Genomic DNA, 26,295 nt, shown 5'->3' on the forward strand with positions numbered 1-26,295 from the left:
CGCTCCGCCGTATCGGGTTCGTTCCTGTCCATCTCGTTCCTGCTCATCTCGTCTGTGCCAACCTCCTCGGGTGTGGGTGCGGTGACGGACGGAGCAGGTGGTCCCGCGCGGCCGGCCCCGGATCCAGCCGGGCGGGGCGAGCGACTCCTGCGCCGGGTGCTGGCCGGCTCCGGTATCGATCCCGGAGCCGTACTCGAGCTCGGCTCGCCGCGCGGGTCGTCCGATGCCGAATCCGGGAACCCGCTGCGCCATGCGGTGCGGCTGCCTCCGCGGCCCGGCCGCCGGGTGGCCTGGCCCGCCTGGGTCCCCGGCAGCGTGGTGGAGGCGCTGCGGGCCGCCGGGGTGGCGGCACCGTGGACCCACCAGGCCGAGTGCGCCGAACTGGCCCACGCCGGCCGTGACGTCATCGTCGCCACCGGGACGGCATCAGGGAAATCGCTGGTCTACCAGCTTCCGGTGCTGTCGCGGTTCGAGGTCGATCCGCGAGCGACCGCGCTGTACCTGTCCCCGACGAAAGCCCTGGCGGCCGACCAGCTCCGGGCCCTGACGGCGCTCGGCATCGACGGACTGCGTCCAGCTCCGTTCGACGGCGACACGCCGATGGAGGAGCGGGACTGGGCCCGTCGCAATGCGCGCTGGCTGTTCAGCAACCCCGACATGCTGCACCGCTCGCTGCTGCCGCGGCACGGCCGGTGGGCCACCTTTCTGCGCAGGCTCAGCTTCGTCGTGCTCGACGAGTGCCACACCTACCGCGGCGTGTTCGGATCGCATGTTGCGCTGCTGCTGCGCAGGCTGCTGCGGGTAGCCGGGCGGTACGGCGCCCGCCCGACCATCGTCCTGGCCTCCGCCACGGTGGCCGACCCGGCCGCGTTCGCCCGCACGCTGACCGGGCGCGACGTCGTCGCTGTCACGGAGGATGGATCGCCGAGCGCCGGGCGGACCGTGGCGCTGTGGGAGCCGCCGTTGCTGCCGGAGCTGGCGGGTGAGAACGGGGCGCCCGTCCGCAGGGCGGCCCAGGCCGAATCCGCCCGAATGCTCGCCGATCTCGTGGTCGAGGGCGCCCGGACGCTGGCCTTCGTGCGGTCCCGCCGCGGCGCGGAGCTCACGGCGCTCGGGGCGCAACGGGCCGTTGCCGAGGTCGATCCCGACCTGGTGCGTCGGATCGCCGCCTATCGCGGCGGGTATCTGCCCGAGGAGCGCCGCGCCCTGGAGTCGGCGCTCGCCGCCGGTGATCTGCTCGGCGTCGCCACCACCAGCGCGCTCGAGCTGGGCGTCGATATCGCGGGGCTGGATGCCGTCGTCGTGGCCGGGTTCCCGGGGACCCGCGCGTCGTTCTGGCAGCAGGCGGGTCGGGCCGGTCGGGTCCGAGACGAAGCGCTGGTGGTGCTCGTCGCCCGTGACGACCCGATGGATACCTACCTCGTGCATCACCCCCAGGCGCTGCTCGGCGCCCCGATCGAGGGCTGTGTGCTGGACCCCTCCAACCCCTACGTGCTGGCTCCCCAGCTGGCGTGCGCCGCCGCTGAGCTGCCGCTGACCGAGGCGGACGTCGACGGCATATTCGAGGGCACCGCGGCCGCCGCGGTGCTCGACGAGCTCGTCCATGACGGGGTGCTCCGGCGGCGCCCCGCCGGGTGGTTCTGGCCGTCCGCGCAGGACCAGCCCGCGGCCGCGGTCGATATCCGCGGCTCCGGGCTCGGGCAGGTCGCCGTGGTCGAGGCCGACACCGGGCGGTTCCTCGGCACGGTGGAGGCGACCTCGGCCCCCGGGACGGCCCACCCTGGGGCGGTCTATCTGCACCGCGGCGAGAGCTACGTCGTCGAGTCGCTGGACCTGGAGACCGGGATGGCGCTGGTCCGCGCGGCGACACCGGATTGGCGCACCGATGCCCGCTCCACCTCCGACGTCGAGATCGTCGCGGTGCGCAGCCACCGCGACCTCGGCTCCGTTCAGGTGTTCTTCGGCGAGACCCGGGTGACCACGCAGGTCATCGGGTACCAGCGACGGGCGATGGACGGCACGGTGCTGGAGACCGTCCCGCTGGACATGCCCGCCCAGACTCTCGACACCCGCGCCGTCTGGTACACCGTCGACGATCAGGCGCTCGGAGAGGCCGGCATCCGGGCTGCCCGCATCCCTGGGTCGTTGCACGCGGCCGAGCACGCCGCGATCGGTCTGCTGCCGCTGTTCGCGATCTGCGATCGCTGGGATGTCGGCGGAATGTCGACCGCACGGCATCCCCAGACCGAGAGACCGACGGTGTTCGTGCACGACAGCCACCCCGGCGGCGCGGGCCTCGCCGAGCGCGGCCATGCGGTGTTGGGCAGATGGCTGCGCGCCACCCGTTCCGCCATCGCCGACTGCGAGTGCCGGGCCGGGTGCCCCTCGTGTGTGCAGTCGCCGAAATGCGGCAACGGCAACGCACCGCTGGACAAGGCCGGGGCCGCGGCGATTCTCGATGTGGTCACGGCGCGCCTGCCCCGCGCGGAGGGATGATGGGGACCTGCCGAACGATGGCGGTCGGCCCGTGGTTGGCCGCCGACGACCGGCCCGTCGGGGGCCGGGCCGGTCGTCGGCGGCCGGGATGCGGTGGAGCCGAATTGGGGGGTCGGCGTCATCAGGCGCTCCGGCCCCACCGCAGTCTGGGGAGCGTGTGCGGAGTCTCCGGCCCGGCCATGCCGGCCCGGTGACGCCTCCTAGTAGGCAGGACCCGGTCCACCCGCCGCCAGCCATTGTCGGTGATTGGTGTGCAGGCAACGACGAGTGAGGCTTGACCGTCCGGTACGTAACATCGCTTGTGAGGAGGGGATGGCCGCGTTGGTCCGGTCGGCCGACCCGAACCCGCTCACCCGGCCTTGCCGACCGCTCATCGTTGACGTTCGAAATAGCAGCCATGCTGGTCACCGATCCGGGATGTCCGCCCACCGCGCTGGCGATCCGCTGATGGAACGTCGCCGCCTCCGGGTGCCGTGGGTTCACGCGCCGGTGAGGGGCTGCGGGGCCGGGCTCCGGGCTCCGGCCGGTAGCGGATGCTGGGTGAGGGCCGGTCCGGCTCGGGCCCGCCCGTGCGCCTCGGTAGGGCCGAGCAGTCCGAGCCGACGGCTCACCGTGACCTCGACCTGCGCCTCCCAGCCGAGCAGCACGCATCGCCGCAGCCTGCCGCCGGTCATCTCGGCGATGTGTCGGGCGCGCTCGCAGGCCGGCCGCTGACCGTGTGCTCCCTCGCCCGCGGCCGCCAGGGCCGCCAGATCGGCGGCCGCCTCGGCCCGATGCCGCGCCGCCACCGCGGCTCCCAGATCGAGCCCGACCAACACGACGCCGAGGATCGCCACCACCGCGAGCGCCGCCCATACCGTTGCGACCCCGGCGTCGGTGGCGATCACGGAGCCGGGAGCCCCGGGACGGGCCCGGACACCGGCAACCTCGTGGCGACGTTGCCGGACCACCGAGGTCACGACAATCCCCGCCCGGTGCGCACACCGGGTTCGAGCACCCCGGTCGCGCGGCCGCTCACGCGCAGCGGCACCAACCGTACCGGGACGGCGCTGACCTCCGCGTGCAGCTCGTCGCCCGAGACCGTCAGCTCGATCATGGCCCCGGACGGGGCCAAGCCGGTGGCCACCGAGCGCGCCCGCTCCGGCTCCCCCCGCGCGGCGAGCCGGACCAGTTCGCGGGCCGCATCGATGCAGCGGACCGAGGCCGTGACCGTGGCGACCGAGCCGAGCGCCGTCGCCGTGACCACCGCGAGCGTGGCCAGGGCCACCGCGGCCTCGACGGTCACGGCTCCGCGATCGGCCCCTCCGCCCATCAGAACGTCACCGAAAGGGCACGCCGCACGAGGTCGGTCAGCGCGGTCACGACAGATTCGCCGCTGACGACCGTGTACAAGATCGCGGCGAATGCCGCGGCGGCGAGTGTGCCGATCGCGTATTCGACCGTCGACATGCCGTCGTCGGCGCGGCCGAGGGTCTGCAGCCGGTGGCGCAGCGCGGGCCTTCGGCGGGGCGCCTCGGTGGGCCTGTGCAGCGGAGCGGGCTGGATCCTCGTGATCGACGTGACGGGCGTCGGTGCGGCGCTGACGGTGGAGGTGGGCATCGGACTTCTCCTTCTGCTGGGCCCGTGACCGGGCAGAACTCACCACTGCGCGAGGACGTCGCCCGTGAGGCCGATGACGACCGGGGCGATGCCGAGGACGAGGAATGCGGGCAGGAAACAGAGGCCGAGAGGGCCGGTCATGAGCACGGCGGCACGTTGCGACCGGGCTCGTGCGGTATCGATCAACTCAGCGCGCAGCCGGGTCGCCTCCGTCCGGGCGACCTGCGCGAGCGCGGCGCCGGTGGTGGCCGAGCGGCGGGCAGCGCGCCCGAAGACGGCCAAGGCTGCAACGGCGTCAGCGGTGCGCCAGGCGTCGGCGGGGTCGGCGCCGAGCTGGAGCAGCCCGGCCACCCGGCGCAGATGTGTGCCCGTTCGGCCGGGCAGCCGGGCCGCGGCTGCCTCGACCGCGACGGGCACCGGCAGACCCACCTCCAGACACACCGCGATCAACTCCCAGCCGCCGGCGAGGCTGCCGTCGTCGCGATCGGCGGCACCGTCGCCTGCTCGCAGCCTGGGGGTGGCGAAGATGAGCGCTCCGGTCGCCGCGACACCGAGCGCGATCCCGGCGGCGACGTTCGCGGCTGCGCCACCGAGCACAGCCACGGCGAGCCCGCCGACAACGATCCAGGGGGTTCGCAGGCGAACCGGCTCGATCGCCGGGACGGCTGGGTGAACTCGGGTCAGCTCATGCAGCCTGCGCTGCCCGGCCAGAGGTGCTGCGAGGAGCAGGGCTCCGGCGAACAGCAGGACGGATACCGCATCCGTGCCGTTGTTCATCGGGGCACCGCCGAGCGCAGGATCTGCTCACTCCACAGCACGCCTACCGCGGTGAGGCCGATGCCGATGATGAGCAGGGCAGGGCCGAGCACACCGGTTCGCAACACCGCGAGGGGCTCGGCGCCCAGCAGCTGGCCGAGGCCGAGCCCGAGCGCGGGCAGCCCGGTGAGGACGGCCGCGGTGGCCCGCGGGCCTGCGAGCTCGGCCCGGACACGTTTGCCGAACGCGATCCGCCAGCGCAGGTCGTCCTGTACTCCGCCCAGCAGATCGGCCAACGGAACACCGTGCCGGTCGGCGAGCGCCCACGCCGCGGCGATCCGCTCGACGTCGGCTGTCAGGGCGGCGTGTCCGCCGGGGCGGGCGAGCGCGGCCGGGACCGCCTCGCCGAGTTGGGCGGCCGACGCGGCGGGGGCAAGCACCGCCCGTGCCTGCGGCCCATCGGCATCGATACCGGCGAGTGTGGCGGCCGGGTGGGCGCCTGCGCGCAGCTCGTCGGTCATCCGAGCCAGCGCGTCGGCAAGCTCGCCGCCCGCCGCTTCGACGGCGGCCTCATGGCGACGCCGCGACCGGCGATGCCCCCAAACGCCGACGACCATCATTCCGGCAAGGGCTCCCCCGAATCCGGCCACGAGGGCACCGAGCCCGGCCCCCGCGGTGAGCAACCACACGCGCCCCGGCGCTCGCACCAGTTGGCGCCCGACCGCCCAGATCGGCCCTGCCACCGACCGCAGCCGCCCGCGGGCGGGGGCGGCCGGCGCGCACAGCAGCGCGGCCGCCAGAAGCATCGCTGCGGCTGCGGTCACCATGGTGCCGCTGCCCCGCGGTCGGCGAACAGCTCGCCGAGCTGCGGTCGTGCTTCCGCCCAGCCGTTCGACCGCGTCCACGCCGGGCGCACCGCAACCTGGGCACTGTCGCGGTCGAGCACCCCCAGCCCGTCGAGCACCCGGCCGCCGTTGCGTCGGCGACGCATGTGCAGGACAACCTGGACCGCCGCGCCGAGTTGGCTGTGCAGCGCGGCCCGGGAGAGCCCGCCGAGACCCGCCAGTGCCTCGAGCCGGGCCGGCACCTCCCGGGCCGAGTTCGCGTGCACGGTGCCCGCGCCTCCGTCATGGCCGGTGTTGAGCGCCGCGAGCAGATCGCAGACCTCCGCTCCGCGCACCTCGCCGACCACCAGCCGGTCGGGCCGCATGCGCAGGGCCTGACGGACCAGGTCGCGCAGCCCGACTCCGCCAGCACCCTCGATGTTCGCCGGCCGCGCGACGAGCCGCACCACATGGGGGTGGCGGGGACGCAGCTCCTCCGCGTCCTCCACGGTGATGATCCGCTCGCATGGGTCGACGCTGCTCAACAGCGCGGTCAGCAGCGTCGTCTTGCCACTGCCCGTTCCGCCGGACACCAGGAACGCCAGCCGTGCCGCCACGATCGCGCGCAGCAGGGCCTCGCCCTCGGCGCTCACTGTGCCCAGCCTCCGCAGCGCGGCCAGGTCGTGCGCGGCAGGCCGGAGCACCCGCAGCGAAAGGCATGTCCCGTCGGCCGCGACGGGCGGCAACACCGCGTGGAGCCGGACCCCGGCCTCGGACAACCAGCCATCGACGTACGGGCTCGCATCGTCGAGCCGCCTGCCCGCGCTCAGGGCGAGTCGCTGGGCGAGCCTGCGGACCGCCGCCTCGTCGGGGAAGCGGACGTCGGCGCGCTGCAGGCCGCAACCTCGATCCACCCACACCGCGGCTGGGCCGCTGACCAGAACGTCGGTGGTGCGTGGGTCACGGAGCAGCTCGTCGAGCGGGCCGGCTCCGACGAACTCCTGGCGCAGGACGCGCAGGGCCGCGAGGACATCGAGATCCGAGGCCACCCCACCGGCTTCGGCCCGGATCGCTGCGGCGACCGCGGCCGAGGTCGGTTCGCCGCCGGACACGGCGAGCCGGGAACGGACTCTGTCGACGAGAGCAGGCGGGGGCCCGCCGGGCAGATCCTCGGTGCCGGCCACCGCCACGGTGAACGGGGACCTCGACGGTTCGGTCACGATGTCTCCACCCCTGCGCTCGTCGTCCCCACGCCCGCACGCAGCGCGGCGAGCACGGCGCGCGCCGCACCGGCCAGCGGTCCCCGTGGGCGATCGGGCGGAGCGCCCCGCTCCAACGCACGCGCCAGCCCGGGCTCCGGCCGCATCGTCGTGAGCAGCGGCAGCCCGAGGGCCGCGGCGACCTCCTCGGCGGCGACACCACCGGGGGCCGGGCCGCGCACGACAACGTGCACTGCCCCGGTCTGTTCGGCGAGCACCGCTGCGACCCGGCCGGCGGCGGCACAGGACCGGACCTCGGCGGGCACGACGAGGACGGTCAGGTCGGCGGCATGCAGCGCGGCGAGCGCCGCGTCCGTGGGATAGCGCGGCAGATCGCAGACCACCGTCTCACCTGCCCGCCTGCCGGCCTCGACGACGGCGGACACCGCCGAGGCAGCGGGCCCGCGCGCGGACCGGTCGCAGGACAGTACGGCGAGCTCGCAGCCCCGATACCGACCGGTCGCGGGCGCCGGGAGCGCGGCGTGCAGCGCTGCGGCCGGCACCCGACCGCCGGCGACCGCCAGGTCGGGCCAGCGGAGCCCTTGTACGTCCTCGGCGCCGAGGACGAGGTCGAGGCCGCCGCCGAGCGGATCGCAGTCGATCAGAAGCGCGCGGGAGCCGTCCTGCGCAGCCTGGATGGCCACCGCGGCAGCCAGCACCGATGCGCCCGCGCCGCCACGTCCGCCGACCACGGCGAGTACCGGACCTGCGCCCCGTGCCCCCTCGGCGGCCTCGGCGAACGCCGACACCAGCCACGGTTCGGCGTCGGGAAGCGACACCACATGCTCGGCGCCGACCGCGACGGCCTGTTCCCACACGGTCGGCGGCGGTTCGCCACGCACGGCGACCACCACGCTGTCCCGTCGCGGCATCCGGCCACGGGCACAGCGCTGCGCGGCAGGCGGGTCGAGCAGGACGAGCGGGGCATCGGTCCAATGCCGACGGGCGTCGGCCGCGTCGACGGTGCGGTGCAGCTCGCAGCCGGCCGCGGCCGCGAGCCGCAGCACGGCATCGAGCAGCTCGGGATCCTCGACCATCACCAACGCGCGTCGCTCACCCATACCAGCTCTCCTCGGTTCGTCCCGTCCGTCCGGCAGCGGACGCGGCGAGAACCAGCCTGCGGTTGCGCGCCGCCGCGCGGGGGACGAATCTCGAACCTGTGGACAACCGGGTGCCGATGTGGACAGGTCACCGTTGCAGCGAGCTGACGGCCACGAACTGTCGGGGCAATCGGGCATGCTGGAGGGGGATGCCATGAGAACGGACCGATAAGGACGACCCCCGCCAGGGGGGATTGGCGGGGGTCGTCGTCGGTTCAGCCCCGGGGGGTCGAGCTGAACCTCGCCCGGTATCGACCGGGCCAACCACAACTGTAGCCGCAACCCCCCCGCAACGCCCATCTCTGAGCGGATGTGGGTTTCGGTGCTGCCCGGTCGAAGGTATGGGTACCCGCGCCCCGTGCCCAGCCCAATCTCGCCGCCGTCTGGCAAGCTCCGGCGGCGTGCCCGGTGCCACCCAGATACCGCCCAGGGCGGCGGCCTTCTTCGATCTCGACAAGACGATCATCGCCGGGTCGAGCGCGCTCGCGTTCAGCCGCCCGTTCCGCCGCGAGGGCCTGATCAGCAGACGAGCCGCGCTGCGCAGCGGCTACGCCCAGCTGCTGCTCATGCTCTCCGGCGCCGACGCCGACACGATGAACCTGTTGCGCAACCGGATCACCGAGCTGTGTACCGGCTGGGAGGTCGCGCAGATCCGCTCGATCGTCACCGAGACGCTGCACGAGATCGTCGAGCCGCTCGTCTATGCCGAGGCGCTCGCGCTCATCGCCGCGCATCAGGCGGCGGGCGAGGAGGTCATCGTCCTGTCCGCGTCCGGGCTCGAGGTCGTCGAACCGATTGCGGTCTTCGTCGGTGCCGACCGCTGTCTCGCGACCCGGATGGCAGTGCGCGACGGCCACTACACCGGGGAGATCGAGTACTACTGCTACGGCAGGGAGAAGGCGCAGGCTGCTCGGGACATCGCGGCCGAGCGCGGCTATCGGTTGGCCGACTGCCGGGCCTATTCCGACTCGATCACCGATCTGCCGTTGCTGGAGGTGGTCGGACACCCGACGGTGGTCAACCCCGATCGCGCGCTGCGCCGCGAAGCCGAGCAGCGCGGGTGGCCCGTGCTCACGTTCGCCGATCCGGTGGCGCTTCGCACCCGGCTCTGGACGGCGCCTGCGACGGCGCTCGCCGCGGCCGGTTTCGGTGCCCTCGGGCTCGCGGGCGTGGGCTGGATCGGTCGGTCACGCAGACGTCGCCGGCGTCCTCCGAACCGCTGAGCGGCAGCGCCCGACCCGGCCTTTGAACTGCGCGTACCTCGTCGATACCGGCTCTCCCGGCCGCCCCCGGCGTCACACCGACGTCATGATCGCTACTCACCGCGCCTGAACCGATGCACCCGGAGCAACTCTTGATGTGTCCCGGACCACCGACTAGAAAGGTGTCACGGACCTCAGTTGGCCAGGGGCGATACGGAAGAGAAGTACCGCCTCCCCCGGCTGGGCTCCGTGCACGAACGTCGAGCACTCCACGCACAGCACGCCGCGGGAGGCATGTCGTCGTGGGCCTGCGTACCGGGACGCTGGACGCCGAGGCCGGAGCACGACACGTAGTGCACGCCTGGATCTCGGCGTTCGTGCGCAGAAGGACGGCGCTCTCGCAGAGAGTGCCGTCCTTCGCCTGCCGGGACGGTCACGTGCGCGCCTCGGCGATCGATATCCCTTCCCTGGCCCCGGCCTCCCACTGCGCACAGCAATGCAGCAGCCAGGACCGCAAACCGTCGGGTGTCCCGACTGCGAATCCCGTCGCGGCCGCGCGATACTCCGCCGCCTGCCGCAGGTGCCCGACCTCGGGCACCGCGAGACCCCTCGGGTCGAGACCGGCCGCCATTGCGGCCAGCCGCGCCGCCGCCCTGGCCACCACCCCGTTGGCTTCGGTGAACGGCGCCAGCGTCAGCAGTTCTCCGTGGACGATCGCCGCGAGGACCGGGGCGGGCGCCGATGTTCCGCCGGTGACGAGGTCGGCCAGCAGCGCCAGCCGGGTGGACCCGCCCGGTTCGCGGCGCGGACGGCCGAGTTCCTCGGAGTACCGGTCGGTGGGGACCAGATCCGCCGCGGCCAGCATGTGCAGTCGAGCCAGTGCTTGCAGCGGGGCGCCGCGCCAGACGTCAAGCAGCCGGTTCAGCTCGTCCGCGGCGCGCACGGCACCGGCCAGTACCGGGTCGGTGACCAGTTCGTCCGTGGTCGGGGCGAGCGGGGCGCCGTCGATGGCGGCGGAGGCACGAGCGGCACGCAGTCCGGCCTCGGCAGCGCTTGCCGGCCAGCCTCGGCGGTTGACCGGGTGGTTGTGCACGGCGGTCACCGCACCACGGGCCCGGTCGACGGCATCGGCGACCCCGGGCAGGTCGACGAGCGGGGCGAGTGGGTCCGACGCACTCCTGAGGGACACGCCCTCATGCTGTCACCCGTGACGACCGTGGTGGCCGTCGGGCGGTGCCGCGAGAGGCGGCTCGGACCCGGGACCCGAATGTGATACTCCTCATTTCCGCGAGTTTGTGGCTCTCGGTCAGCGTGTACTCCGACGCGAGAAGCGACCGCTCTCCGCCAGGGGAGTTGCGCGCCTGTCCGTACTGACGGTGCGCAATGGACCGCTGAGCACTAGCGTCTGACCAGGAGCGCGAGCGCGCTGACACCATCGCGGACCGATCGCGCAGGGACGAAAGAGGGGACGAGGAGATGGCCGAGTCCGGCGCCACGCTGAGCAACCTGTCCACCGAGAGCCGCACCTTCCCGCCGAGTGAGGAGTTCGCGGCGCAGGCGAACGCGACCGCGGACTGGTACGCGAGGGCCGACCGGGACCGTGCGGCGTTCTGGGCCGAGCAGGCCGAGCGGCTGAGTTGGGCGCAGCGGTGGGACGAGGTCCTGGAGTGGAACGCTCCGTTCGCGAAGTGGTTCGTCGGCGGCAGGCTGAATGTCGCGTACAACTGCGTCGACCGGCACGTCGAGTCCGGTCACGGCGAGCAGGTCGCGTTCTACTGGGAGGGCGAGCCCGGCGACACCCGCGTCATCACCTACGCGCAGCTGCAGCGCGAGGTGTGCAAGACCGCCAATGCGCTGGTCGAGCTCGGGGTCAAGACCGGCGACCGGGTGGCCATCCAGCTGCCGATGATCCCGGAGGCGGTGGTCGCGATGCTGGCCTGCGCCCGGCTCGGCGCCCCGCACAGCGTGGTGTTCGGCGGGTTCTCCCCGAGCGCGCTGCGCTCGCGGATCGAGGACGCGCAGGCGAAGCTGCTGATCACCTCGGACGGGCAGTTCCGGCGCGGGAAGCCGGGGCCGATGAAGGAGAACACCGACCAGGCGGTCGCGGACACCCCGACCATCGAACACGTCCTGGTGGTCAAGCGCACCGAGGCGGAGGTCCCGTGGACCGAGGGCCGCGACATCTGGTGGCACGACGTGGTCGACCGGCAGCCCGACACCCATCAGTTCGAGGCCTTCGACTCCGAGCACCCCCTGTATGTGCTCTACACCTCCGGGACCACCGGGAAGCCGAAGGGAATCCTGCACACCACCGGCGGCTACCTGACCCAGTGCGCCTACACCCATCACGTGGTCTTCGACCACAAGCCCGGCCAGAGCGTCTACTGGTGCACCGCCGACATCGGCTGGGTCACCGGGCACTCCTACATCGTGTACGGGCCGCTGGCCAACCGGGCGACCTCGCTGATGTACGAGGGCACCCCGAACACGCCGCACGAGGGCCGGCACTGGGAGCTCATCCAGAAGTACGGTGTGACGATCTACTACACCGCGCCGACGCTGATCCGCACGTTCATGAAGTGGGGTGCGGAGATCCCCGCGAAGTACGACCTGTCCTCGCTGAAGGTGCTCGGCAGCGTCGGCGAGCCGATCAATCCCGAGGCCTGGATGTGGTACCGCGAGCACGTCGGGCACAACAACTGCCCGGTCGTGGACACCTGGTGGCAGACCGAGACCGGCGCGATCATGATCTCGCCGCTGCCCGGCGTCACGGCCGCCAAGCCGGGCTCGGCGACGCGCCCGCTGCCCGGGATCAGCGCCGAGGTCGTCAACGACTCCGGTGAGCCGGTGGGCCGCGGTCACGGTGGCTACCTCGTGCTCAACGAGCCGTGGCCGGCGATGCTGCGGGGCATCTGGGGCGACGAGGAGCGCTATCGGGAGACCTACTGGGCGCGGTTCGCCGAGCAGGGCGACTACTTCGCCGGGGACGGCGCGAAGATCGACGAGGACGGCGCGATCTGGGTACTCGGCCGCGTCGACGATGTGATGAACGTCTCCGGGCACCGGATCTCCACGACAGAGGTGGAGTCGGCGCTGGTCAGTCACCCGACGGTGGCCGAGGCCGCCGTGGTCGGCGCGTCGGACGTGACCACCGGGCAGGGCATCGTCGCCTTCGTGATCATGCGCGGCGACGCCATCGCCGACGAGGCCACCGGCGCCGAGTCGATCAAGATGCTGCGTGATCACGTGGCCGCCGAGATCGGGCCGATCGCCAAGCCGCGCCAGATCATGGTCGTCGAGGAGCTGCCCAAGACCCGCTCGGGCAAGATCATGCGCCGGCTGCTGCGGGACATCGCGGAGAACCGCGAGATCGGCGACGTCACCACCCTGGCCGACTCGTCGGTGATGGATCAGATCGCGACCGGCCTGCGCGAAGGCAAATCGGAGGATTAGCGGGCTCCGGCTGTCCTCGGGCATGCTCGTCGTATGCCCGAGGACGGCCTGGCGCTGCGTCGCGGGGTCGTCCTACCCGAACGCGAGCTGCGCTGGCGGTTCTCGCGTGCGTCCGGACCGGGCGGGCAGGGCGTGAACACGACCGATTCCCGGGTCGAGCTCTCCTTCGATCTCGCCCGTTCACCAAGCGTTCCGACGCAGCTGCGGGAGCGAGCGCTCGCCCGTCTCCGAGGGCGGCTCGCCGACGGAGTCCTGACGGTCGCCACGGCCGAGCACCGCAGCCAGCTGCGCAACCGCGACGTCGCGCGCGAGCGCCTCGCCGAGACCCTCCGCTCCGCCATGGCTCCCGACCCGCCGAAGCGGCGGCCCACCCGGCCCACTGCGGCGTCGCGCCGGCGTCGGCTCGACGCCAAGGCCCGACGGGGTGCGATCAAGAAGCTGCGAGGGCGGCCGGAGGAATAACGGCGGACCGGCCCGCGCGCGGAGTTACCTCGACTCGGTCGCGGAAACACCGCGACTCGCGGTGGGTGGGGACACGTTAGGGGGACAGCAGCGGCGGGTGGCCGTTAGGCTCGCCGCAGGTGTGCCGGGAAGTCTGGTCGGCAGTCGTTCCACCGACCAGTCTGGAGCCGCTTGTGATCGTTCCCCGCCGCCTACAGGATGCCTTCGCGACGCCCGTCTCGGAGTTCGGCCGTTACCTGCGCACTGAAACCGTCGGCGGGGTCGTGCTCCTCGTCGCCACCGCGATCGCCCTCATCTGGGCCAACTCGCCGTCGGCGGAGCTCTACCAGGCGATACGGGAGATCAGGGTCGGTCCGGCGGCGCTGCACCTGGACCTCACCCTGGCGCAGTGGGCTACCGACGGGCTGCTCGCGGTGTTCTTCTTCGTGGTCGGGCTCGAGCTCAAGCGTGAGTTGGTGCTCGGGGAGCTGTCGACGATCCGCAGAGCGCTGCTCCCGGTGGCCGCGGCACTCGGCGGGATGATCGTCCCGGCGGTTCTCGCGCTGCTTGTCGGGCAGGGCGCGCCGGGAATGGAGAAGGCCTGGGCGATCCCGGTCGCCACCGATATCGCGTTCGCGCTCGGGGTGCTCGCGCTGGCCGGGTCGGCGCTGCCCACCACCGCGCGGGTGTTCCTGCTCGGGCTCGCTGTCGCCGACGATCTGGGCGCCATCGTCATCATCGCCGTGCTGTTCAGCACGGGCGTCCACGTGGTCGCGCTGCTCGTCGCGGTCGCGGCCGCAGGAACGTACTGGCTGCTGCAGCGGCGCCGGATCCGGGCCTGGTGGCTCTACGTGCCGCTCGCCGTCGTCACCTGGGTCGCGATGCACGACGCCGGGGTGCACGCGACGATCGCCGGGGTGCTGCTCGGGCTCCTCACCAGGGTCAAGGCCGACCCGGACGAGGCCGAGTCGCCCGCGGTCCGGCTGGAGCACCGGCTGCAACCCTGGTCGGCGGGGTTCTGCGTGCCGGTCTTCGCCCTGTTCGCCGCCGGTGTGCCGATCGGGGCGTCGGCGCTGCGCGCGGTGTTCACCGAGCCGGTGTCCCTCGCCGTCGTCGTCGGCCTGCTGGTGGGCAAGCTGGTGGGCATCTTCGCGTCGTCGTGGCTGGTGATCAGATTCGTCCCGGCGTCCCGGCCGCCCGGCCTTGACTGGCGCGACTTGCTCGCGGTGTCGATGCTCGGTGGGGTCGGGTTCACCGTCAGCCTGCTCATCGCCGAGCTGGCGCTCGCCGAGCACGAACCGCAACTCGTGCAGACCGCCAAGGCCGCCGTGCTGCTGGCGTCCGCGACGGCGTCGCTCATCGCCGCGGCCATGCTCGTGCGGCGCGGCCGGATACACCGGCTCGCCGGCGATCCGGCGGAATAGCCGCCCGTACCGGGGTCAGCGCGGCGCGCGGCGCGGTCTACGACCCTTCTCCGGTGTCCTGACCGGGCGACCGTGGGGGCAACGTGGCACGATGACGCCGCCGATCATGCCAACGACGACAACCCAGGAGGGACCGCGGTGGCCAGCTCGAACAGCTCCAGCGGCACGGACGTTCCACCCGTGCTGCCCTCGATTCCGCTCTCGGCCGAGCCGGCCCGTGCGGCCGACCAGTCAATCGGCGCCCTTGCCCGCGACGTGACGACACACGTCTCGTCGTTGATCCGGTCGGAGGTCGAGCTGGCCAAGGCCGAGGTCAGCTCCGAGGTGCGGAAGGGGTTGCAGGGCAGCGTCTTCTTCGTCACCGCGCTGGTGATCGCGCTGTTCAGCCTGTTCTTCTTCTTCTTCGCGGTCGCCGAGGCGCTCGCACTGGTGCTCAGCCCTCCGATCGCGTTCGCCATCACCTTCGGGATCATGCTCCTGATCGCGGGCCTGGCCGGGCTGCTCGGCTATCTGCGGGTGCGCAAGATCCGCAAGCCGGAGCGCACGATCAGCAGCCTGAAGGAGTCGGCGCAGGTCTTCAGCGGCCTCGGCGGCGCCGAGGCCCCGGAGCGCAACGGGCAGCACGCGGCCGGCGCCCGCTGACCGTTGCCGTGGGAACCCGCGGCGGCCCCGACCCGTCGTCCGTCCGGCTGCCCGGGCCCTGGACGCACCGCGCGGTATCGGCCAACGGCATCCGGCTGCATGTCGCCGAATGCGGCGAGGGCCCGCTGGTCGTGCTGCTGCACGGTTTTCCCGAGTTCTGGTGGTCCTGGCGCCACCAGCTGACCGCGCTGGCGGAGTCCGGCTACCGGGCCGTCGCGGTGGACCTGCGCGGCTACGGCGACTCGGACAAACCCCCCCGCGGCTACGACCTGTGGACCCTCGGCGGTGACGTCGCCGGCCTGATCCGGGCGCTCGGTGAACCCGAGGCGCGGGTCGTCGGGCACGGCTGGGGCGGGCTGATCGGCTGGACGGTCGCCGCGCTGCACCCGAGGGTGGTGCGCGCGCTGGCGGTGTTCGCCGCGCCGCATCCGCTCGCGCTGCGCGCGCAGGTGGTGCGCGACCCCCGCGGCCAGGGCCGGGCCACCGCCCGCCACGTGCTGGGCTTCCAGCTCCCGCGCTGGCCCGAGCACTCGCTGCGCGCCGACGACGGCGCCAGGGTCGAGCGGATCATGCGTGGCTGGGCGGGCCGGGAGTGGACCGGTACCGCGGACTTCGCCGAGGCCGCCGCGCGGAACCGGCAGGCCGTGCAGATCCCCGCGGTCGCGCACTGCGCGATGGAGTACTACCGATGGGCACTGCGCTCCCAGCTGCGCGCCGAGGGCCGCCGCTTCGCCGCCGCGGTCGCCCGCCGCGCGTCGATGCCGGTGCTGCAGGTGCACGGCGCCGACGACCCGTTCCTGCTGGAGCGGACGGCGCGCGCCTCGGCCCGCTGGACCGATGGCCCGTTCGACCACGTCGTGCTGCCCGCGACCGGCCACTTCCCGCACCAGGAGCGGCCCTCCGAGACCGCCCGACGCCTCGTCGACTTCCTCGCCGGCTAGCGACCCTGCACCGTGGTCAGACGGGCGCGAGCAGCGCCGACCGGGCGGCGACGGCGGTATCGGGGTTGTCGGTGAACATCCCGTCCACGCCGGCCCGCAGGAAGGCCTCGTACTCGGCGAACGCGTCGCCGTAGTCCGCGCCGGGACCCCCGGAACGGTACTGGGCGGGCAGGAACGCGTTCTCGTTACGGAATGTGAACGGGTGCACCAGCAGCCCGGCCGTGTGCGCCTGGCTCACCAGGGGCGAGGGCGCACCGAGCACACCGTCGCCCGACCGCGGGATCACCAGGTCCTTGAGCGGGCCGATGCCGTCGGCGTACTCGGCGATCTCGGCGAGCCCCGCGGCGCTCGCCAGGTCGAGATAGCCGCGCGGGTCCTCCGCGGCGACCAGGTCGGCGGGCGCGCCGACACCGTGGATCAACTGCACCAGCCGCACCCCGACCTGCCCGCGCAGCATCTGCAGGTTCGCGGTCTCGAACGACTGCAGGAACACCGGAGCGTCCGGCTCGTCGAGACCGGCCTCGCGCAGCGCGCGCACCAGCGCCGGTTCGAGCGGCAGCCCGATCGACGCGAAATAACTGGGGTTCTTCGTCTCGATGTAGACGCCGATCTCGCGGCCGAGCTCGGCGGAGAGCCGGGCGCGCAGCGCGAGCACGTCCGTGAGCGCCGGCACCCGGTAGCGCTCGTCGTAGATGGTGTTCTCCTGGCGGAGACGCGGAAGCCGCTCGACCGCGCGCAGGGTGTTCAGCTCGGCGAGGGTGAAGTCCTCGGCGAACCAGCCGTGGCGGGTGAGGCCGTCGATCGTCTTCGTGGTCCGGCGGACGGCGAACTCGGGGTGTTCGGCGACGTCGGTGGTGGCGCTGATCTCGGGCTCGTGGCGCGCGACCAGCACGCCGTCGGAGGTCGTGACGAGATCGGGCTCGATGTAGTCGGCACCCATCCGGGCGGCCAGCTCATAGGCTTCCAGCGTGTGTTCCGGCCGGTACCCGGACGCGCCGCGATGACCGATCACCAGCGGGTGTTCTGCCCGTGCTGCGTCCGGGGTCAGGACTGACACGACGGTCCTCTCAGATTCGTCGGCATGTGTGCGACCTTGGCGGGTCATCGCGTCCGTGAGCTCACGGACCGGCGACCGGAGGGCATCGTTGACATGAACGCGTGAGGCGGCTGCCTGTTCCTGAGTGTGAGCATCTACGCTCACCGACCGTGCGCGTCCTGGTCGTCGGTTCCGGTGCTCGTGAGCACGCCATACTTTTCTCCCTTGCGCAGGACCCTGCGGTCACCGCGTTGTGCTGTGCCTCCGGCAACGCCGGTACCGCGGCGCTGGCCGAACAGCGGGGCCTCGACGTGAGCGACCCGGCCAAGGTGGCGGCGGGTGCCCTGGGATGGGGCGCGGACCTCGTCGTCGTCGGCCCCGAGGTGCCGCTGGTGGCGGGGGTGGCCGACGCCGTGCGGGCGGCCGGCATCGATTGCTTCGGCCCGAGCGCCGCGGCGGCCCGCATCGAGGGTTCGAAGAGCTTCGCCAAGAACGTCATGGCCGCCGCGAACGTGCCGACCGCCCGGGCGGAGGTCATCGACAACCCAGCGCATCTCGACGCGGCCCTGGCCCGGTTCACCCCGCCGTATGTGGTCAAGGACGACGGACTGGCCGCCGGAAAGGGCGTCGTGGTCAGCCCGGACCTCGAGGTCGCCAGGGCGCACGCGCTGCACCTGCTCGACTCCGGGCACCCGGTGCTGCTGGAGTCGTTCCTCGACGGCCCGGAGGCGTCGCTGTTCTGCCTGGTCGACGGGCGGAAGGTCGTCCCGCTGCTGCCCGCGCAGGACTTCAAACGGGTCGGCGACGGCGACAGCGGTCCCAACACCGGTGGGATGGGCGCTTACGCGCCGCTTCCGTGGGCCGACCCGGGCCTCGTCGACGAGGTGGTCGAGCGGATCGTGCAGCCGGTGGTGGACGAGCTCGACCGGCGCGGCGTGCCGTTCAACGGGCTGCTCTACGCCGGCCTCGCGCTCACCTCGAACGGGCCCGCGGTGATCGAGTTCAACTGCCGCTTCGGCGACCCCGAGACCCAGGTCGTGCTCGCGCTGCTGCGGACCCCGCTGGCCGGGCTGCTGCGGGCCGTCGCCACCGGAAGGCTGGCGCAGCTGCCGCCGCTGGAGTGGTCTCCCGGCGCGGCGGTGACCGTGGTGCTGGCCGCCGAGGGCTATCCCGGGACCCCGCGGCTCGGCGACGTCATCACCGGGGCCGAGGCCGACGGCGTGCTGCACGCGGGCACCCGGCGCCGCGACGACGGCGCGGTGGTCTCGGCGGGGGGCCGGGTGCTGTCGGTGGTCGGGACCGGACCGGATCTCGGTGCGGCTCGGGAGGACGCCTATCGGCGCCTCGCCGGGGTGCATCTGGCCGGGTCGCACCACCGGTCGGATATCGCGCTGCGCGCCGTCCGCGGTGAGATCACCGTGCCGTCCAGGGCATGACCGGCCGATCCGCGGGCGTCCTAAGCTCGCGGCGTGACCGGACGTGCCGTACCGACGGAATGCCTGAGAGTCGCCCAGCGGGCCGAGATCCCGCCGTTTCACGTCATGGACGTGTGGGCGGCCGCGGACGAACGGCAGCGCACCCACGGTGACCTGATCAACCTCTCCGCCGGTCAGCCGTCGACGCCGGCGCCCGCGGCCGTTCGGCTCGCCGCCGCCGCGGCGCTGCAGACCGAGGTCCTCGGCTACACCGTCGCCCTCGGCATCCCGCCGCTGCGGGCCGCGATCGCCGGCCATTACGCGCACCGCTACGGCATCCAGGTCGATCCCGACGAGGTCGTGCTGACCACCGGCTCGTCCGGCGGGTTCCTGCTCGCCTTCCTCGCCAGCTTCGACGCCGGTGACCGGGTGGCGATGGCCCGCCCCGGATATCCGTGCTACCGCAACATTCTCAGCGCGCTCGGCTGCGAGGTCGTCGAGCTGCCGTGCGGGCCGGAGACCCGGTTCCAGCCGACGGTGGCGATGCTCGAAGCCCTCGACGCGCCGGTGCGCGGGCTCGTCGTGGCCAGCCCGGCCAATCCGACGGGCACCGTTCTCGACGCGGGGGAGCTCGCGGCGCTGGCGGCGTACTGCGCGGACAACGGTATCCAGCTGGTCAGCGACGAGATCTACCACGGAATCTCCTATCCGGGTGCCCCGGAGACCAGTTGCGCGTGGCAGACCTCGCGCGGGGCGATCGTGGTCAACTCGTTCTCCAAGTACTTCTCGATGACCGGATGGCGGCTGGGCTGGCTGCTGGTTCCGCCGAGGTTGCTGCGTGCGGTCGACTGCCTGGCCGGGAACTTCACCGTCTGCCCGCCCGCGTTGCCGCAGCACGCTGCGCTGGGCGCGTTCACGCGAGAGAGCTACGCCGAGGCGGACGGGCATGTTGTGCGCTACGGCGTCAACCGGGGTCTGCTGCTGGAGGGACTGCCGAAGCTGGGCATCGAACGGATCGCCCCGCCGGACGGCGCCTTCTACGTCTATGCCGACGTCTCGCATCTCACCGGCGATTCCATGGAGCTGACCTACCGGCTGCTTTCCGAGACCGGGATCGCCGTCGCGCCGGGGATCGACTTCGACCCCGTCGACGGCGGCAGGTTCATCCGGCTCTCCTGTGCAGGGGCGACCGAGGACATCAGTGAGGCGCTGCAACGACTCGAGGGTTGGCTCGGCCGGTAGGCGCGGGCCGGGCCGGGTTCACCGCCTGGCCGGGCGCATCCTGGACACGCCGTCGCGGGGTCGCTCGATCGGGCCGATCCGGTCGAGTGCCGCGGTGATGTCGGCCTCGGTGAGGTCGGCGTGGGTCACCAGCCGGACCTTGCCCGCTATCGCAGAGGCACGGACGCCCGCGTCGTCGAAACGGCGCAGGGTTCCGGCGATGTCGGCGACGGTGACCAGCACGATGTTCGTCTGTGGCCGCTGAACCTGCCAGCCGCGCTCGTGCAGCCCGTCGGCCAGCCGGGCGGCTCGCGCATGGTCCTCGGCGAGCCGGTCGATGCGATCGAGCGCGACGAGCCCCGCCGCGGCCAGCACCCCGCCCTGGCGCACCCCACCGCCGAGCATCTTGCGCAGCCTGCGCGCCTCGGCGACGAACTCGGCCGAGCCCGCCACGACCGATCCGACCGGTGCCCCGAGGCCCTTGCTCAGGCAGACCTGCAGGGTGTCGACGCCGACGGTCAGCACCGCGGGCGGCACCCCGAGCGCGACCGCGGCGTGCCAGATCCGGGCTCCGTCCAGATGCACGGCAAGGCCGGCGGCCCGCGCAGCGGCCGCGACGGCCGCATGTTCGTCCGGGGCGGTGATCGTCCCGCCGGCAGCGTTGTGGGTGTTCTCCAGGCACAGCAGCTTGGTGCGCAGATTGTAGTAGGGCCCGGTGGTGCTCGCGGCCCGGCGAACGGCATCCGGGGAGACCTTGCCGGGGCCCGCGTCGTGCTCCAGTGCCCGGGGCATCCCGCCGGCCAGCCAGGCCGCCGTGCCTAGCTCGGCTTCGAGGACGTGGGCGCCCGCCGGGGCCAGGAACTCGTCACCGCGGTCGAGGTGGGCCATCAGGGCGATGATGTTGCCCATCGACCCGCTGGGTGTCCACAGTGCAGCGGCGGTGCCGATCAGCGCCGCTACCCGCTCCTCGAGCGCACGCATGGTCGGGTCGTGGTCGAGCACGTCGTCGCCGACCTCGGCCTTGGCCATCGCCGATCGCATCTGCTGGGTCGGGACCGTGATCGTGTCCGAACGCAGGTCGACCGGCTCGGTGCCGGCCTTCGGCCGGTGGGTTCGCGTGATGGGTCGCACATCGGCGATTGAATCAGGAGGCGCCGTCAGGAACGTGACAGGGTCACGGAAAGGTCACGACGTGCGTCCGATGCAACCGTTCCGCCTCCCGGTACGTCGAGTCGGTGAGGGCGACTGGGGAGGACCGTGCGCGTGGACGAGGCCGCCGAGCGTGAGTTCGCGGAGTACTTCCGAGCGCGCTGCGAGGCCGTGCGCCGGACCGCCTACCTGCTGTGCGGCGACTGGCATCGCGCCGATGATCATGCGCAGTCGGCGTTCGTGGCGTTGCACCGGCACTGGCGACGCATCCGGGACCGCGCTGCGCTCGACGCGTGGGTCCGGCGGACGCTGGTCCGGTCGGTGGTCGACGAGTCGCGGCGGCCGTGGCGCCGGGAGCGCGCGGTCGACGCGCTGCCCGCGGTGCCGGTGGCGGCCGCCAGCGACGCGGTCGCGACCAGGCACGCGCTCGTCGACGGCCTGCGCGCGGTGCCGCCCCGGCAGCGGGCGGTGCTGGTACTGCGCTACCTGGAGGGCCTCGATGTCGCCGCCACCGCCGCGGCGCTGGGTTGTGCCGAGGGCACCGTCAAGAGCCAGACCGCGCATGGGCTGGCCGCGCTGCGTGCGGCGCTCGGTGACGCCCTCGACGACCTGAGACCGGCAGGCTGAGGAGGGTGGAGATGGACGACGAGCAGCTCGGCGCCAGGTTTCGCGCGACCGCCGCCGACTCGCCCCCGCCGAGTTTCGGATACGCCGACGTCGTCGCCGCATCCCGGCGGGCCACCCTGCGGCGGCGCTCGGCGGTGGCCGGCGGCGCCGTGGCGGCGCTGCTGGTGATCGGCGGGGCCGGGGCGGCGGCGGTCGGCGGCCTCCCCGCGGGCCGGGGGGAGCAGCCGGTCGCGGCGGCGGCACCCGCCCCCAGGGAGGCCGCCGACCTGGCGGCCCCGGCGGCTCCCACCGCCCCGCCCGGCCTCGGCGATCCGGATGGTTGCGGCGCGAAGCAGGGTGCGGCCCTGCGTGCGGTGCTGGATGCGGTGCTGCCCGAGGTGCGGACCGCCCCCGAGGCGCCGAGAACGGCCGAATGCCGGCCCGGCGGCGGACGCGAGGTGCATCTGGAGGTCACCGACGGGGCGGCGCGCGGGCTGCTCAGCGTGATCTACAGCGGTCCGGGCGTGCCGCCGCCGGAGCAGGGGCTTCCGGTCGGCTGGCAGCGGGCGGGCGCGCCGACCGCATCCGGCGGGTACGTGTCGGTCACCTCGCGCGGGGCCGTGGAATCCGGAGCCGTCCCGTTCGCGGGCCGGCTGCAGAGCGTCGCCGACGCGCTGGCCCCGCGCCTGTAGTGGCTGGCCCGTGAGTGGTAAGTGACGCTCCGGCACGACTGGCCACGCATGGGCCGTAGGCTCATGCGATGTGATTCCCAACGTGCTGGCCGCCCGGTACGCGAGCCACGAGCTGGTCGAGCTCTGGTCGCCGGAACGCAAGATCACTCTGGAGCGACAGCTCTGGATCGCGGTGTTGCGCGCCCAGCGGGAGCTCGGCGTCGACGTCCCGGAGCGGGTGATCGCCGACTACTCCCGCGTCGTCGAGCAGGTCGACCTCGACTCGATCGCCGCGCGCGAGCGGGTCACCCGCCACGACGTCAAGGCCCGGATCGAGGAGTTCAACGCCCTCGCCGGCCATGAACACGTGCACAAGGGCATGACCAGCCGCGATCTCACCGAGAACGTCGAACAGCTGCAGGTCCGGTTGTCGCTGGAGCTGGTCCGGGACCGGACCGTGGCGATTCTCGCGCGGCTCGCCCGCCGCGCCGCCGAGTACGCCGAGCTGGTGCTGGCCGGGCGCAGCCACAACGTCGCCGCGCAGGCCACCACGCTGGGCAAACGGTTCGCCACCGCGGCCGATGAGCTGCTCGTCGCCTACGCCCGGCTGGAGGACCTGCGCGGGCGCTACCCGCTGCGCGGAATCAAGGGACCGGTCGGCACCGCCCAGGACATGCTCAGCCTGCTGGACGGCGACGCCGCCAGGCTCGCCGAGCTGGAGCGGCGGGTGGCGGCACACCTGGGCTTCACCGCCGTGCTGACCAGCGTCGGCCAGGTCTACCCGCGATCGCTCGACCACGACGTGGCGTCCGCGCTGGTCCAGCTGGCCGCGGCCCCGTCCAGCCTGGCGACGACGATCCGGCTGATGGCGGGCCAGGAGCTGGCCACCGAGGGCTTCCAGCCGGGCCAAGTCGGTTCGTCGGCGATGCCGCACAAGATGAACACCCGCTCGGCCGAACGGGTCAACGGGCTGGCCGTCGTGCTCCGCGGCAACGCCGCGATGCTCGCCGAGCTCGCCGGCGCGCAGTGGAACGAGGGCGACGTGTCCTGCTCGGTGGTGCGCAGGGTGGCGTTGCCCGATGCCTTCTTCGCCCTCGACGGACTGTTCGAGACGATGCTGACCGTGCTCGACGAGTTCGGCGCCTACCCGGCGGTGATCGCCCGCGAGCTCGACCGCTACCTGCCGTTCCTCGCCACCACCGCGGTCCTGATGGCCGCGGTGCGCGCGGGTGTCGGCCGGGAGACCGCGCACGAGGTGATCAAGGAGCACGCGGTCGCCGTCGCGCTGGCCATGCGGGAGAAGGGCCAGGCCGAGAACGACCTGATCGTCCGGTTGGCCGGTGACGAGCGGCTCGGTCTGCCCGTCGGGGCGCTCGACGGCCTGCTGGCCGACCCGCTGCCGTTCACCGGGGCCGCGGCCGCGCAGGTCGGGGCCGTCGTCGCGCGGGTGCGCGAGATCGTCGACGCGCACCCTGACGCTGCCGCATACACCCCCGGAGCGATCCTGTGAAGCTGCTGCACTCGGGCAAGGTCCGCGACGTCTACGCCGACGGGGAGGACCTGATCCTCGTCGCCTCCGACCGGCTCTCGATCTACGACGTGGTGCTGCCGACGCCGGTCCCGGACAAGGGCGCCGTCCTCACCCGGCTGTCGCTCTGGTGGTTCGATCGGCTGGCCGATCTCGTCCCGCATCACGTCATCTCCGCGACCGACGTCCCGGCCGAGTTCGCCGGGCGCGCGATCCGCTGCCGGCGGCTGGACATGCTGTCGGTGGAGTGCATCGCCCGCGGTTACCTGACCGGGCTGGGGCTTCGCGAGTACCAGAAGAACGGGACGATCTCCGGGCTCGAGCTGCCCGCCGGACTCGTCGAGGGGTCGCGGCTGCCCGAGCCGGTGTTCACCCCGACGACGAAGGCGCCCGTCGGCGAGCACGACGAGTTCATGACCTTCGACGAGGTGGCCGAGATGGTCGGTCCTTCGACGGCCGTCCGGTTGCGCGAGCTGACCCTGGAGATCTATCGGCGCGGCGCCGAGACCGCCGCTGTGAAGGGGATCCTCGTCGCCGACACGAAGCTGGAGTTCGGGCGGGCACCCGATGGCGAGATCGTGCTGGCCGACGAGGTGCTCACGCCGGATTCGTCGCGGTTCTGGCCCGCCGACCGATGGGAGCCCGGACGGCCGCAGTTCTCCTTCGACAAGCAGTTCGTCCGGGACTGGTCGGCCACCCTCGACTGGGACCGCACCCCCCCAGGGCCCGAGGTGCCCGCCGACGTCGTGGCGGCTACGCGTGCCCGCTACATCGAGGTCTACGAACGCATCACCGGCATGCCCTTCGCTCCCGTGAGTGCGTAACAGTGTTCTAACACTGTTACGCACTCACGGGACCGGGTGCGCTGGGAGTTCACCGAGCGTTCGTCGGGTCCTCGGCCCGGGATACGCTTCCTTCATCCGGATGTGGCTTCATGGAGGCATGACGGCTCGACTCGTCGTCTCACTGTCCGGGCTCAGCGCCGACACCGCGGCCGACCGGGACACCGCCTTGGCCCGTGCGATCGAGTTGGCGGCCGCGCTCGACGCCCGCCGGGTTCCGCTGTCGCAACTGTTCCGCCCGCGCGTTCGCAGCGGCCCGATCGACTCCCGCTCCGAGCTCGCGGGCTGGCTGCGGGAACGCCGCGCGGCCGGGGACGCGATCCTGTTGCACGGTTACGACCACACCACCGCGCCGCTCGGATCCTGGCAACCCTCGGCCATGGCCGGGCTGGGCCGGCGGGCGGAGTTCGCCGCGCTGCCGCGGCACGAGGCGGGGCTTCGGCTGACGGCGGCCCGCCGGGTGCTCGTCGCTACCGGACTCACGACCGACCTGTTCGTTCCGCCGCGCTGGCTGGTCTCCCCTGGCACCCTCGAGGCGTTGCGCGATCAGCGGTTCGCGGTCTGCGCCGACGAGCACGGGGTCCGGCTACTGGACGAGGGAGCCGAGCTGCGGTCGCGGGTGCTGGGCTTTCGGGTATCGGATGAGCGCAAGCCCGTCGCCGAGGGCCGAAAGGCCGCCGAGCTGGCGCGGTGCCGGCTGCTGGAGGCCGAGGCGCTGCGCGTCGCCCGCCGCGGCGGGTTGGTACGGATCGCGCTGCGGGCGAAGGATCTCGCGAAACCCGCGCGGGTGCGTTCCGCGCTCGCTACCGTCGATGCCGTGTTGGCCCTTGGCGCGCGGCCGCTGACCTACGCCCCGGGCGCGGCACTGGTCGCGGCCTGACCCGGCGGTCGTCGGCCTGCGGCTGCCGCTTGGGTGCGAACGCTACGAAACGGCTGTTGCGCGCATGGTGGAACAGCCGTTTCGTAGCGTTCGCAGCAGCGGGAGAAAGACAGGTCAGACCTTGGTGGGCGCTTCGCGTTCGAGGACCCGCAGGTCCGTGCCGTCCGGCCGCAACTGCTCGAAAAGGCGGTAGTGCATCGCGGGCCGGGCGAGGACCGCCTCGTGAATCGGCACCGCTGTGCGGGGGGCGACCGCGCGCAGGTAGTCCACCGACTCGGACACCTTCAACCACGGCGCTCCGGTCGGGACGAAGAGAACGTCGAGGCCGGGCGCGGGCGGCGGGGTGTACGAGTCGCCGGGATGCAGCACGACGCCGTCGATCAGGTAGGCGTTGTTCGGCACGAGCGGGATGTCGGGATGGATGACGGCGTGAGCGCCGCCCAGCACCTCGACCCGGGCACCAGCGATCTGTAACGTCTCCCCGGGCGCGGTCAGCTCGAAGTCGTAGTCGTGTATCTGCGTCGCCGTCCCGACGTCGATGACCAGTCTGGCCTGCGGGTTCGCCGCCAGGAGCGGGGCAAGCCGGTCGATGTCGAGATGGTCGACGTGCTGATGGGTGACGAGGATGGCGTCGAGTCCGCTGAGCTTCTCGAAGCCGGCCGAGAACGTGCCCGGGTCGATGAGCAGCCGCGCCGTACCCGTGTCGATGAGCACGCAGGCGTGGCCGAAGTGGGTGATCTGCACAGCGACACTGTGCGTTGTGCCCTCCACGTGGCGCTACCCGACGTCATCCAGGCAACAGGAGATTCC

Annotated in this window: 25 protein-coding genes; 14 read left to right on the forward strand and 11 right to left on the reverse strand. The window is 72.8% G+C overall.

The genetic code is table 11. The features are described 5' to 3' along the window. The first annotated feature begins 72 nt into the window (after positions 1-72). On the forward strand, positions 73-2,496 hold the full coding sequence (locus G567_RS29900; RefSeq protein WP_245585705.1) for a DEAD/DEAH box helicase: 2,424 nt from the start codon (positions 73-75) through the stop codon (positions 2,494-2,496). A gap of 479 nt (positions 2,497-2,975) precedes the next feature. Here G567_RS29900 and G567_RS0119145 read toward each other — a convergent pair whose 3' ends face one another. Genes G567_RS0119145 through ssd form a run of 7 tightly spaced genes read right to left on the reverse strand, consistent with a single transcriptional unit; the run spans position 2,976 to position 7,995 of the window. Continuing rightward, entirely contained in the window at positions 2,976-3,455 is a 480-nt protein-coding gene (locus G567_RS0119145) for an Rv3654c family TadE-like protein (RefSeq protein ID WP_245585706.1), read from the reverse strand. Next, positions 3,452-3,781: a TadE family type IV pilus minor pilin gene (locus G567_RS0119150; RefSeq protein ID WP_211223972.1), complete on the reverse strand. Its 330-nt coding sequence runs from the start codon at positions 3,779-3,781 to the stop codon at positions 3,452-3,454. The genes G567_RS0119145 and G567_RS0119150 overlap by 4 nt, the downstream gene beginning before the upstream one ends. Before the next feature lie 26 nt (positions 3,782-3,807). Next, positions 3,808-4,095 carry a DUF4244 domain-containing protein gene (locus G567_RS36925; RefSeq protein WP_051233296.1) on the reverse strand — a complete coding sequence of 96 codons (288 nt, stop codon included), beginning with the start codon at positions 4,093-4,095 and terminating at the stop codon, positions 3,808-3,810. Between the two features lie 39 nt (positions 4,096-4,134). Further along, a complete protein-coding gene (locus G567_RS0119160) occupies positions 4,135-4,872 on the reverse strand; it encodes a type II secretion system F family protein (protein ID WP_028931254.1) in 738 nt (245 codons plus the stop codon). Next, a complete protein-coding gene (locus G567_RS0119165) occupies positions 4,869-5,678 on the reverse strand; it encodes a type II secretion system F family protein (RefSeq protein WP_028931255.1) in 810 nt (269 codons plus the stop codon). Before G567_RS0119165 ends, G567_RS0119160 begins: the two co-directional genes overlap by 4 nt. Then, positions 5,672-6,859 (reverse strand): TadA family conjugal transfer-associated ATPase, encoded by a 1,188-nt coding sequence (locus G567_RS29905; RefSeq protein WP_373865891.1) that lies wholly within the window; start codon positions 6,857-6,859, stop codon positions 5,672-5,674. Before G567_RS29905 ends, G567_RS0119165 begins: the two co-directional genes overlap by 7 nt. A 32-nt stretch (positions 6,860-6,891) precedes the next feature. Continuing rightward, complete coding sequence (gene ssd, locus G567_RS0119175) at positions 6,892-7,995, reverse strand: septum site-determining protein Ssd (RefSeq protein WP_028931256.1); 1,104 nt, start codon at positions 7,993-7,995, stop codon at positions 6,892-6,894. A 440-nt stretch (positions 7,996-8,435) separates the two neighbouring features. Between ssd and G567_RS0119180 the strand changes: the two genes are divergently transcribed. After that, on the forward strand, positions 8,436-9,257 hold the full coding sequence (locus tag G567_RS0119180) for an HAD family hydrolase (RefSeq protein ID WP_028931257.1): 822 nt from the start codon (positions 8,436-8,438) through the stop codon (positions 9,255-9,257). Between the two features lie 412 nt (positions 9,258-9,669). Here the strand turns inward: G567_RS0119180 and G567_RS0119185 are convergent, their stop codons facing one another. Next, positions 9,670-10,425, reverse strand: coding sequence for a Fic family protein (locus G567_RS0119185; protein ID WP_028931258.1), 756 nt, complete (start codon positions 10,423-10,425; stop codon positions 9,670-9,672). Between the two features lie 287 nt (positions 10,426-10,712). Between G567_RS0119185 and acs the strand changes: the two genes are divergently transcribed. From acs to G567_RS0119210, 5 genes are all read left to right on the forward strand, one after another. Then, entirely contained in the window at positions 10,713-12,689 is a 1,977-nt protein-coding gene (gene acs / locus G567_RS0119190; RefSeq protein ID WP_028931259.1) for an acetate--CoA ligase, read from the forward strand. 33 nt (positions 12,690-12,722) lie between these two features. Continuing rightward, complete coding sequence (gene arfB / locus G567_RS0119195; RefSeq protein ID WP_028931260.1) at positions 12,723-13,151, forward strand: alternative ribosome rescue aminoacyl-tRNA hydrolase ArfB; 429 nt, start codon at positions 12,723-12,725, stop codon at positions 13,149-13,151. Positions 13,152-13,327: 176 nt separating this feature from the next. Beyond that, positions 13,328-14,554, forward strand: coding sequence for a Na+/H+ antiporter NhaA (gene nhaA / locus G567_RS0119200; protein ID WP_051233310.1), 1,227 nt, complete (start codon positions 13,328-13,330; stop codon positions 14,552-14,554). Positions 14,555-14,692: 138 nt separating this feature from the next. Next, entirely contained in the window at positions 14,693-15,196 is a 504-nt protein-coding gene (locus tag G567_RS29910) for a phage holin family protein (RefSeq protein WP_037057699.1), read from the forward strand. 8 nt (positions 15,197-15,204) lie between these two features. Beyond that, complete coding sequence (locus G567_RS0119210; RefSeq protein ID WP_037057700.1) at positions 15,205-16,137, forward strand: alpha/beta fold hydrolase; 933 nt, start codon at positions 15,205-15,207, stop codon at positions 16,135-16,137. Between the two features lie 16 nt (positions 16,138-16,153). Here the strand turns inward: G567_RS0119210 and G567_RS29915 are convergent, their stop codons facing one another. Then, entirely contained in the window at positions 16,154-17,194 is a 1,041-nt protein-coding gene (locus G567_RS29915; RefSeq protein ID WP_245585707.1) for a glycerophosphodiester phosphodiesterase, read from the reverse strand. 149 nt (positions 17,195-17,343) lie between these two features. Here G567_RS29915 and purD point away from each other — a divergent pair, with 149 nt between their 5' ends. Both purD and G567_RS0119225 read left to right on the forward strand, forming a co-directional pair. Then, on the forward strand, positions 17,344-18,609 hold the full coding sequence (gene purD / locus G567_RS0119220; protein ID WP_028931263.1) for a phosphoribosylamine--glycine ligase: 1,266 nt from the start codon (positions 17,344-17,346) through the stop codon (positions 18,607-18,609). Positions 18,610-18,714: 105 nt separating this feature from the next. Further along, positions 18,715-19,830 (forward strand): pyridoxal phosphate-dependent aminotransferase, encoded by a 1,116-nt coding sequence (locus G567_RS0119225; protein WP_051233299.1) that lies wholly within the window; start codon positions 18,715-18,717, stop codon positions 19,828-19,830. Between the two features lie 18 nt (positions 19,831-19,848). Here the strand turns inward: G567_RS0119225 and G567_RS29920 are convergent, their stop codons facing one another. Continuing rightward, entirely contained in the window at positions 19,849-20,940 is a 1,092-nt protein-coding gene (locus G567_RS29920; protein ID WP_084796263.1) for a threonine aldolase family protein, read from the reverse strand. A gap of 132 nt (positions 20,941-21,072) precedes the next feature. Between G567_RS29920 and G567_RS0119235 the strand changes: the two genes are divergently transcribed. The 5 genes from G567_RS0119235 to G567_RS29930 all read left to right on the forward strand — a co-directional run bounded on the left by G567_RS0119235 (position 21,073) and on the right by G567_RS29930 (position 25,485). After that, positions 21,073-21,585: a SigE family RNA polymerase sigma factor gene (locus tag G567_RS0119235; RefSeq protein ID WP_028931265.1), complete on the forward strand. Its 513-nt coding sequence runs from the start codon at positions 21,073-21,075 to the stop codon at positions 21,583-21,585. Between the two features lie 11 nt (positions 21,586-21,596). Further along, positions 21,597-22,256: a hypothetical protein gene (locus G567_RS29925; RefSeq protein WP_051233300.1), complete on the forward strand. Its 660-nt coding sequence runs from the start codon at positions 21,597-21,599 to the stop codon at positions 22,254-22,256. 70 nt (positions 22,257-22,326) lie between these two features. Beyond that, positions 22,327-23,745 (forward strand): adenylosuccinate lyase, encoded by a 1,419-nt coding sequence (gene purB / locus G567_RS0119245; RefSeq protein ID WP_028931266.1) that lies wholly within the window; start codon positions 22,327-22,329, stop codon positions 23,743-23,745. Then, positions 23,742-24,587 carry a phosphoribosylaminoimidazolesuccinocarboxamide synthase gene (locus tag G567_RS0119250; protein ID WP_028931267.1) on the forward strand — a complete coding sequence of 282 codons (846 nt, stop codon included), beginning with the start codon at positions 23,742-23,744 and terminating at the stop codon, positions 24,585-24,587. Before purB ends, G567_RS0119250 begins: the two co-directional genes overlap by 4 nt. Before the next feature lie 118 nt (positions 24,588-24,705). Then, the gene (locus tag G567_RS29930; RefSeq protein WP_037057702.1) at positions 24,706-25,485 is read left to right on the forward strand and encodes a DUF2334 domain-containing protein; all 780 of its coding nucleotides are present in this window, start codon (positions 24,706-24,708) and stop codon (positions 25,483-25,485) included. A gap of 114 nt (positions 25,486-25,599) precedes the next feature. On the opposite strand, the gene G567_RS0119260 is transcribed toward G567_RS29930, so the two are convergent. Further along, entirely contained in the window at positions 25,600-26,229 is a 630-nt protein-coding gene (locus G567_RS0119260; protein ID WP_028931268.1) for an MBL fold metallo-hydrolase, read from the reverse strand. Between the last annotated feature and the right edge of the window lie 66 nt (positions 26,230-26,295).

The organism is Pseudonocardia asaccharolytica DSM 44247 = NBRC 16224 (genome assembly GCF_000423625.1).
In the GTDB taxonomy this organism is placed as follows: domain Bacteria; phylum Actinomycetota; class Actinomycetes; order Mycobacteriales; family Pseudonocardiaceae; genus Pseudonocardia; species Pseudonocardia asaccharolytica.

Excerpts from the sequence above, each read along its gene's own strand:
- G567_RS36925 (WP_051233296.1), bottom strand. The coding sequence starts at position 4,095 with ATGCCCACCTCCACCGTCAGCGCCGCACCGACGCCCGTCACGTCGATC.
- acs (WP_028931259.1), top strand. The coding sequence starts at position 10,713 with ATGGCCGAGTCCGGCGCCACGCTGAGCAACCTGTCCACCGAGAGCCGC.
- ssd (WP_028931256.1), bottom strand. The coding sequence starts at position 7,995 with ATGGGTGAGCGACGCGCGTTGGTGATGGTCGAGGATCCCGAGCTGCTC.
- G567_RS29925 (WP_051233300.1), top strand. The coding sequence starts at position 21,597 with ATGGACGACGAGCAGCTCGGCGCCAGGTTTCGCGCGACCGCCGCCGAC.
- G567_RS29930 (WP_037057702.1), top strand. The coding sequence starts at position 24,706 with ATGACGGCTCGACTCGTCGTCTCACTGTCCGGGCTCAGCGCCGACACC.
- G567_RS0119225 (WP_051233299.1), top strand. The coding sequence starts at position 18,715 with ATGGACGTGTGGGCGGCCGCGGACGAACGGCAGCGCACCCACGGTGAC.
- arfB (WP_028931260.1), top strand. The coding sequence starts at position 12,723 with ATGCCCGAGGACGGCCTGGCGCTGCGTCGCGGGGTCGTCCTACCCGAA.
- G567_RS0119165 (WP_028931255.1), bottom strand. The coding sequence starts at position 5,678 with ATGGTGACCGCAGCCGCAGCGATGCTTCTGGCGGCCGCGCTGCTGTGC.
- G567_RS0119160 (WP_028931254.1), bottom strand. The coding sequence starts at position 4,872 with ATGAACAACGGCACGGATGCGGTATCCGTCCTGCTGTTCGCCGGAGCC.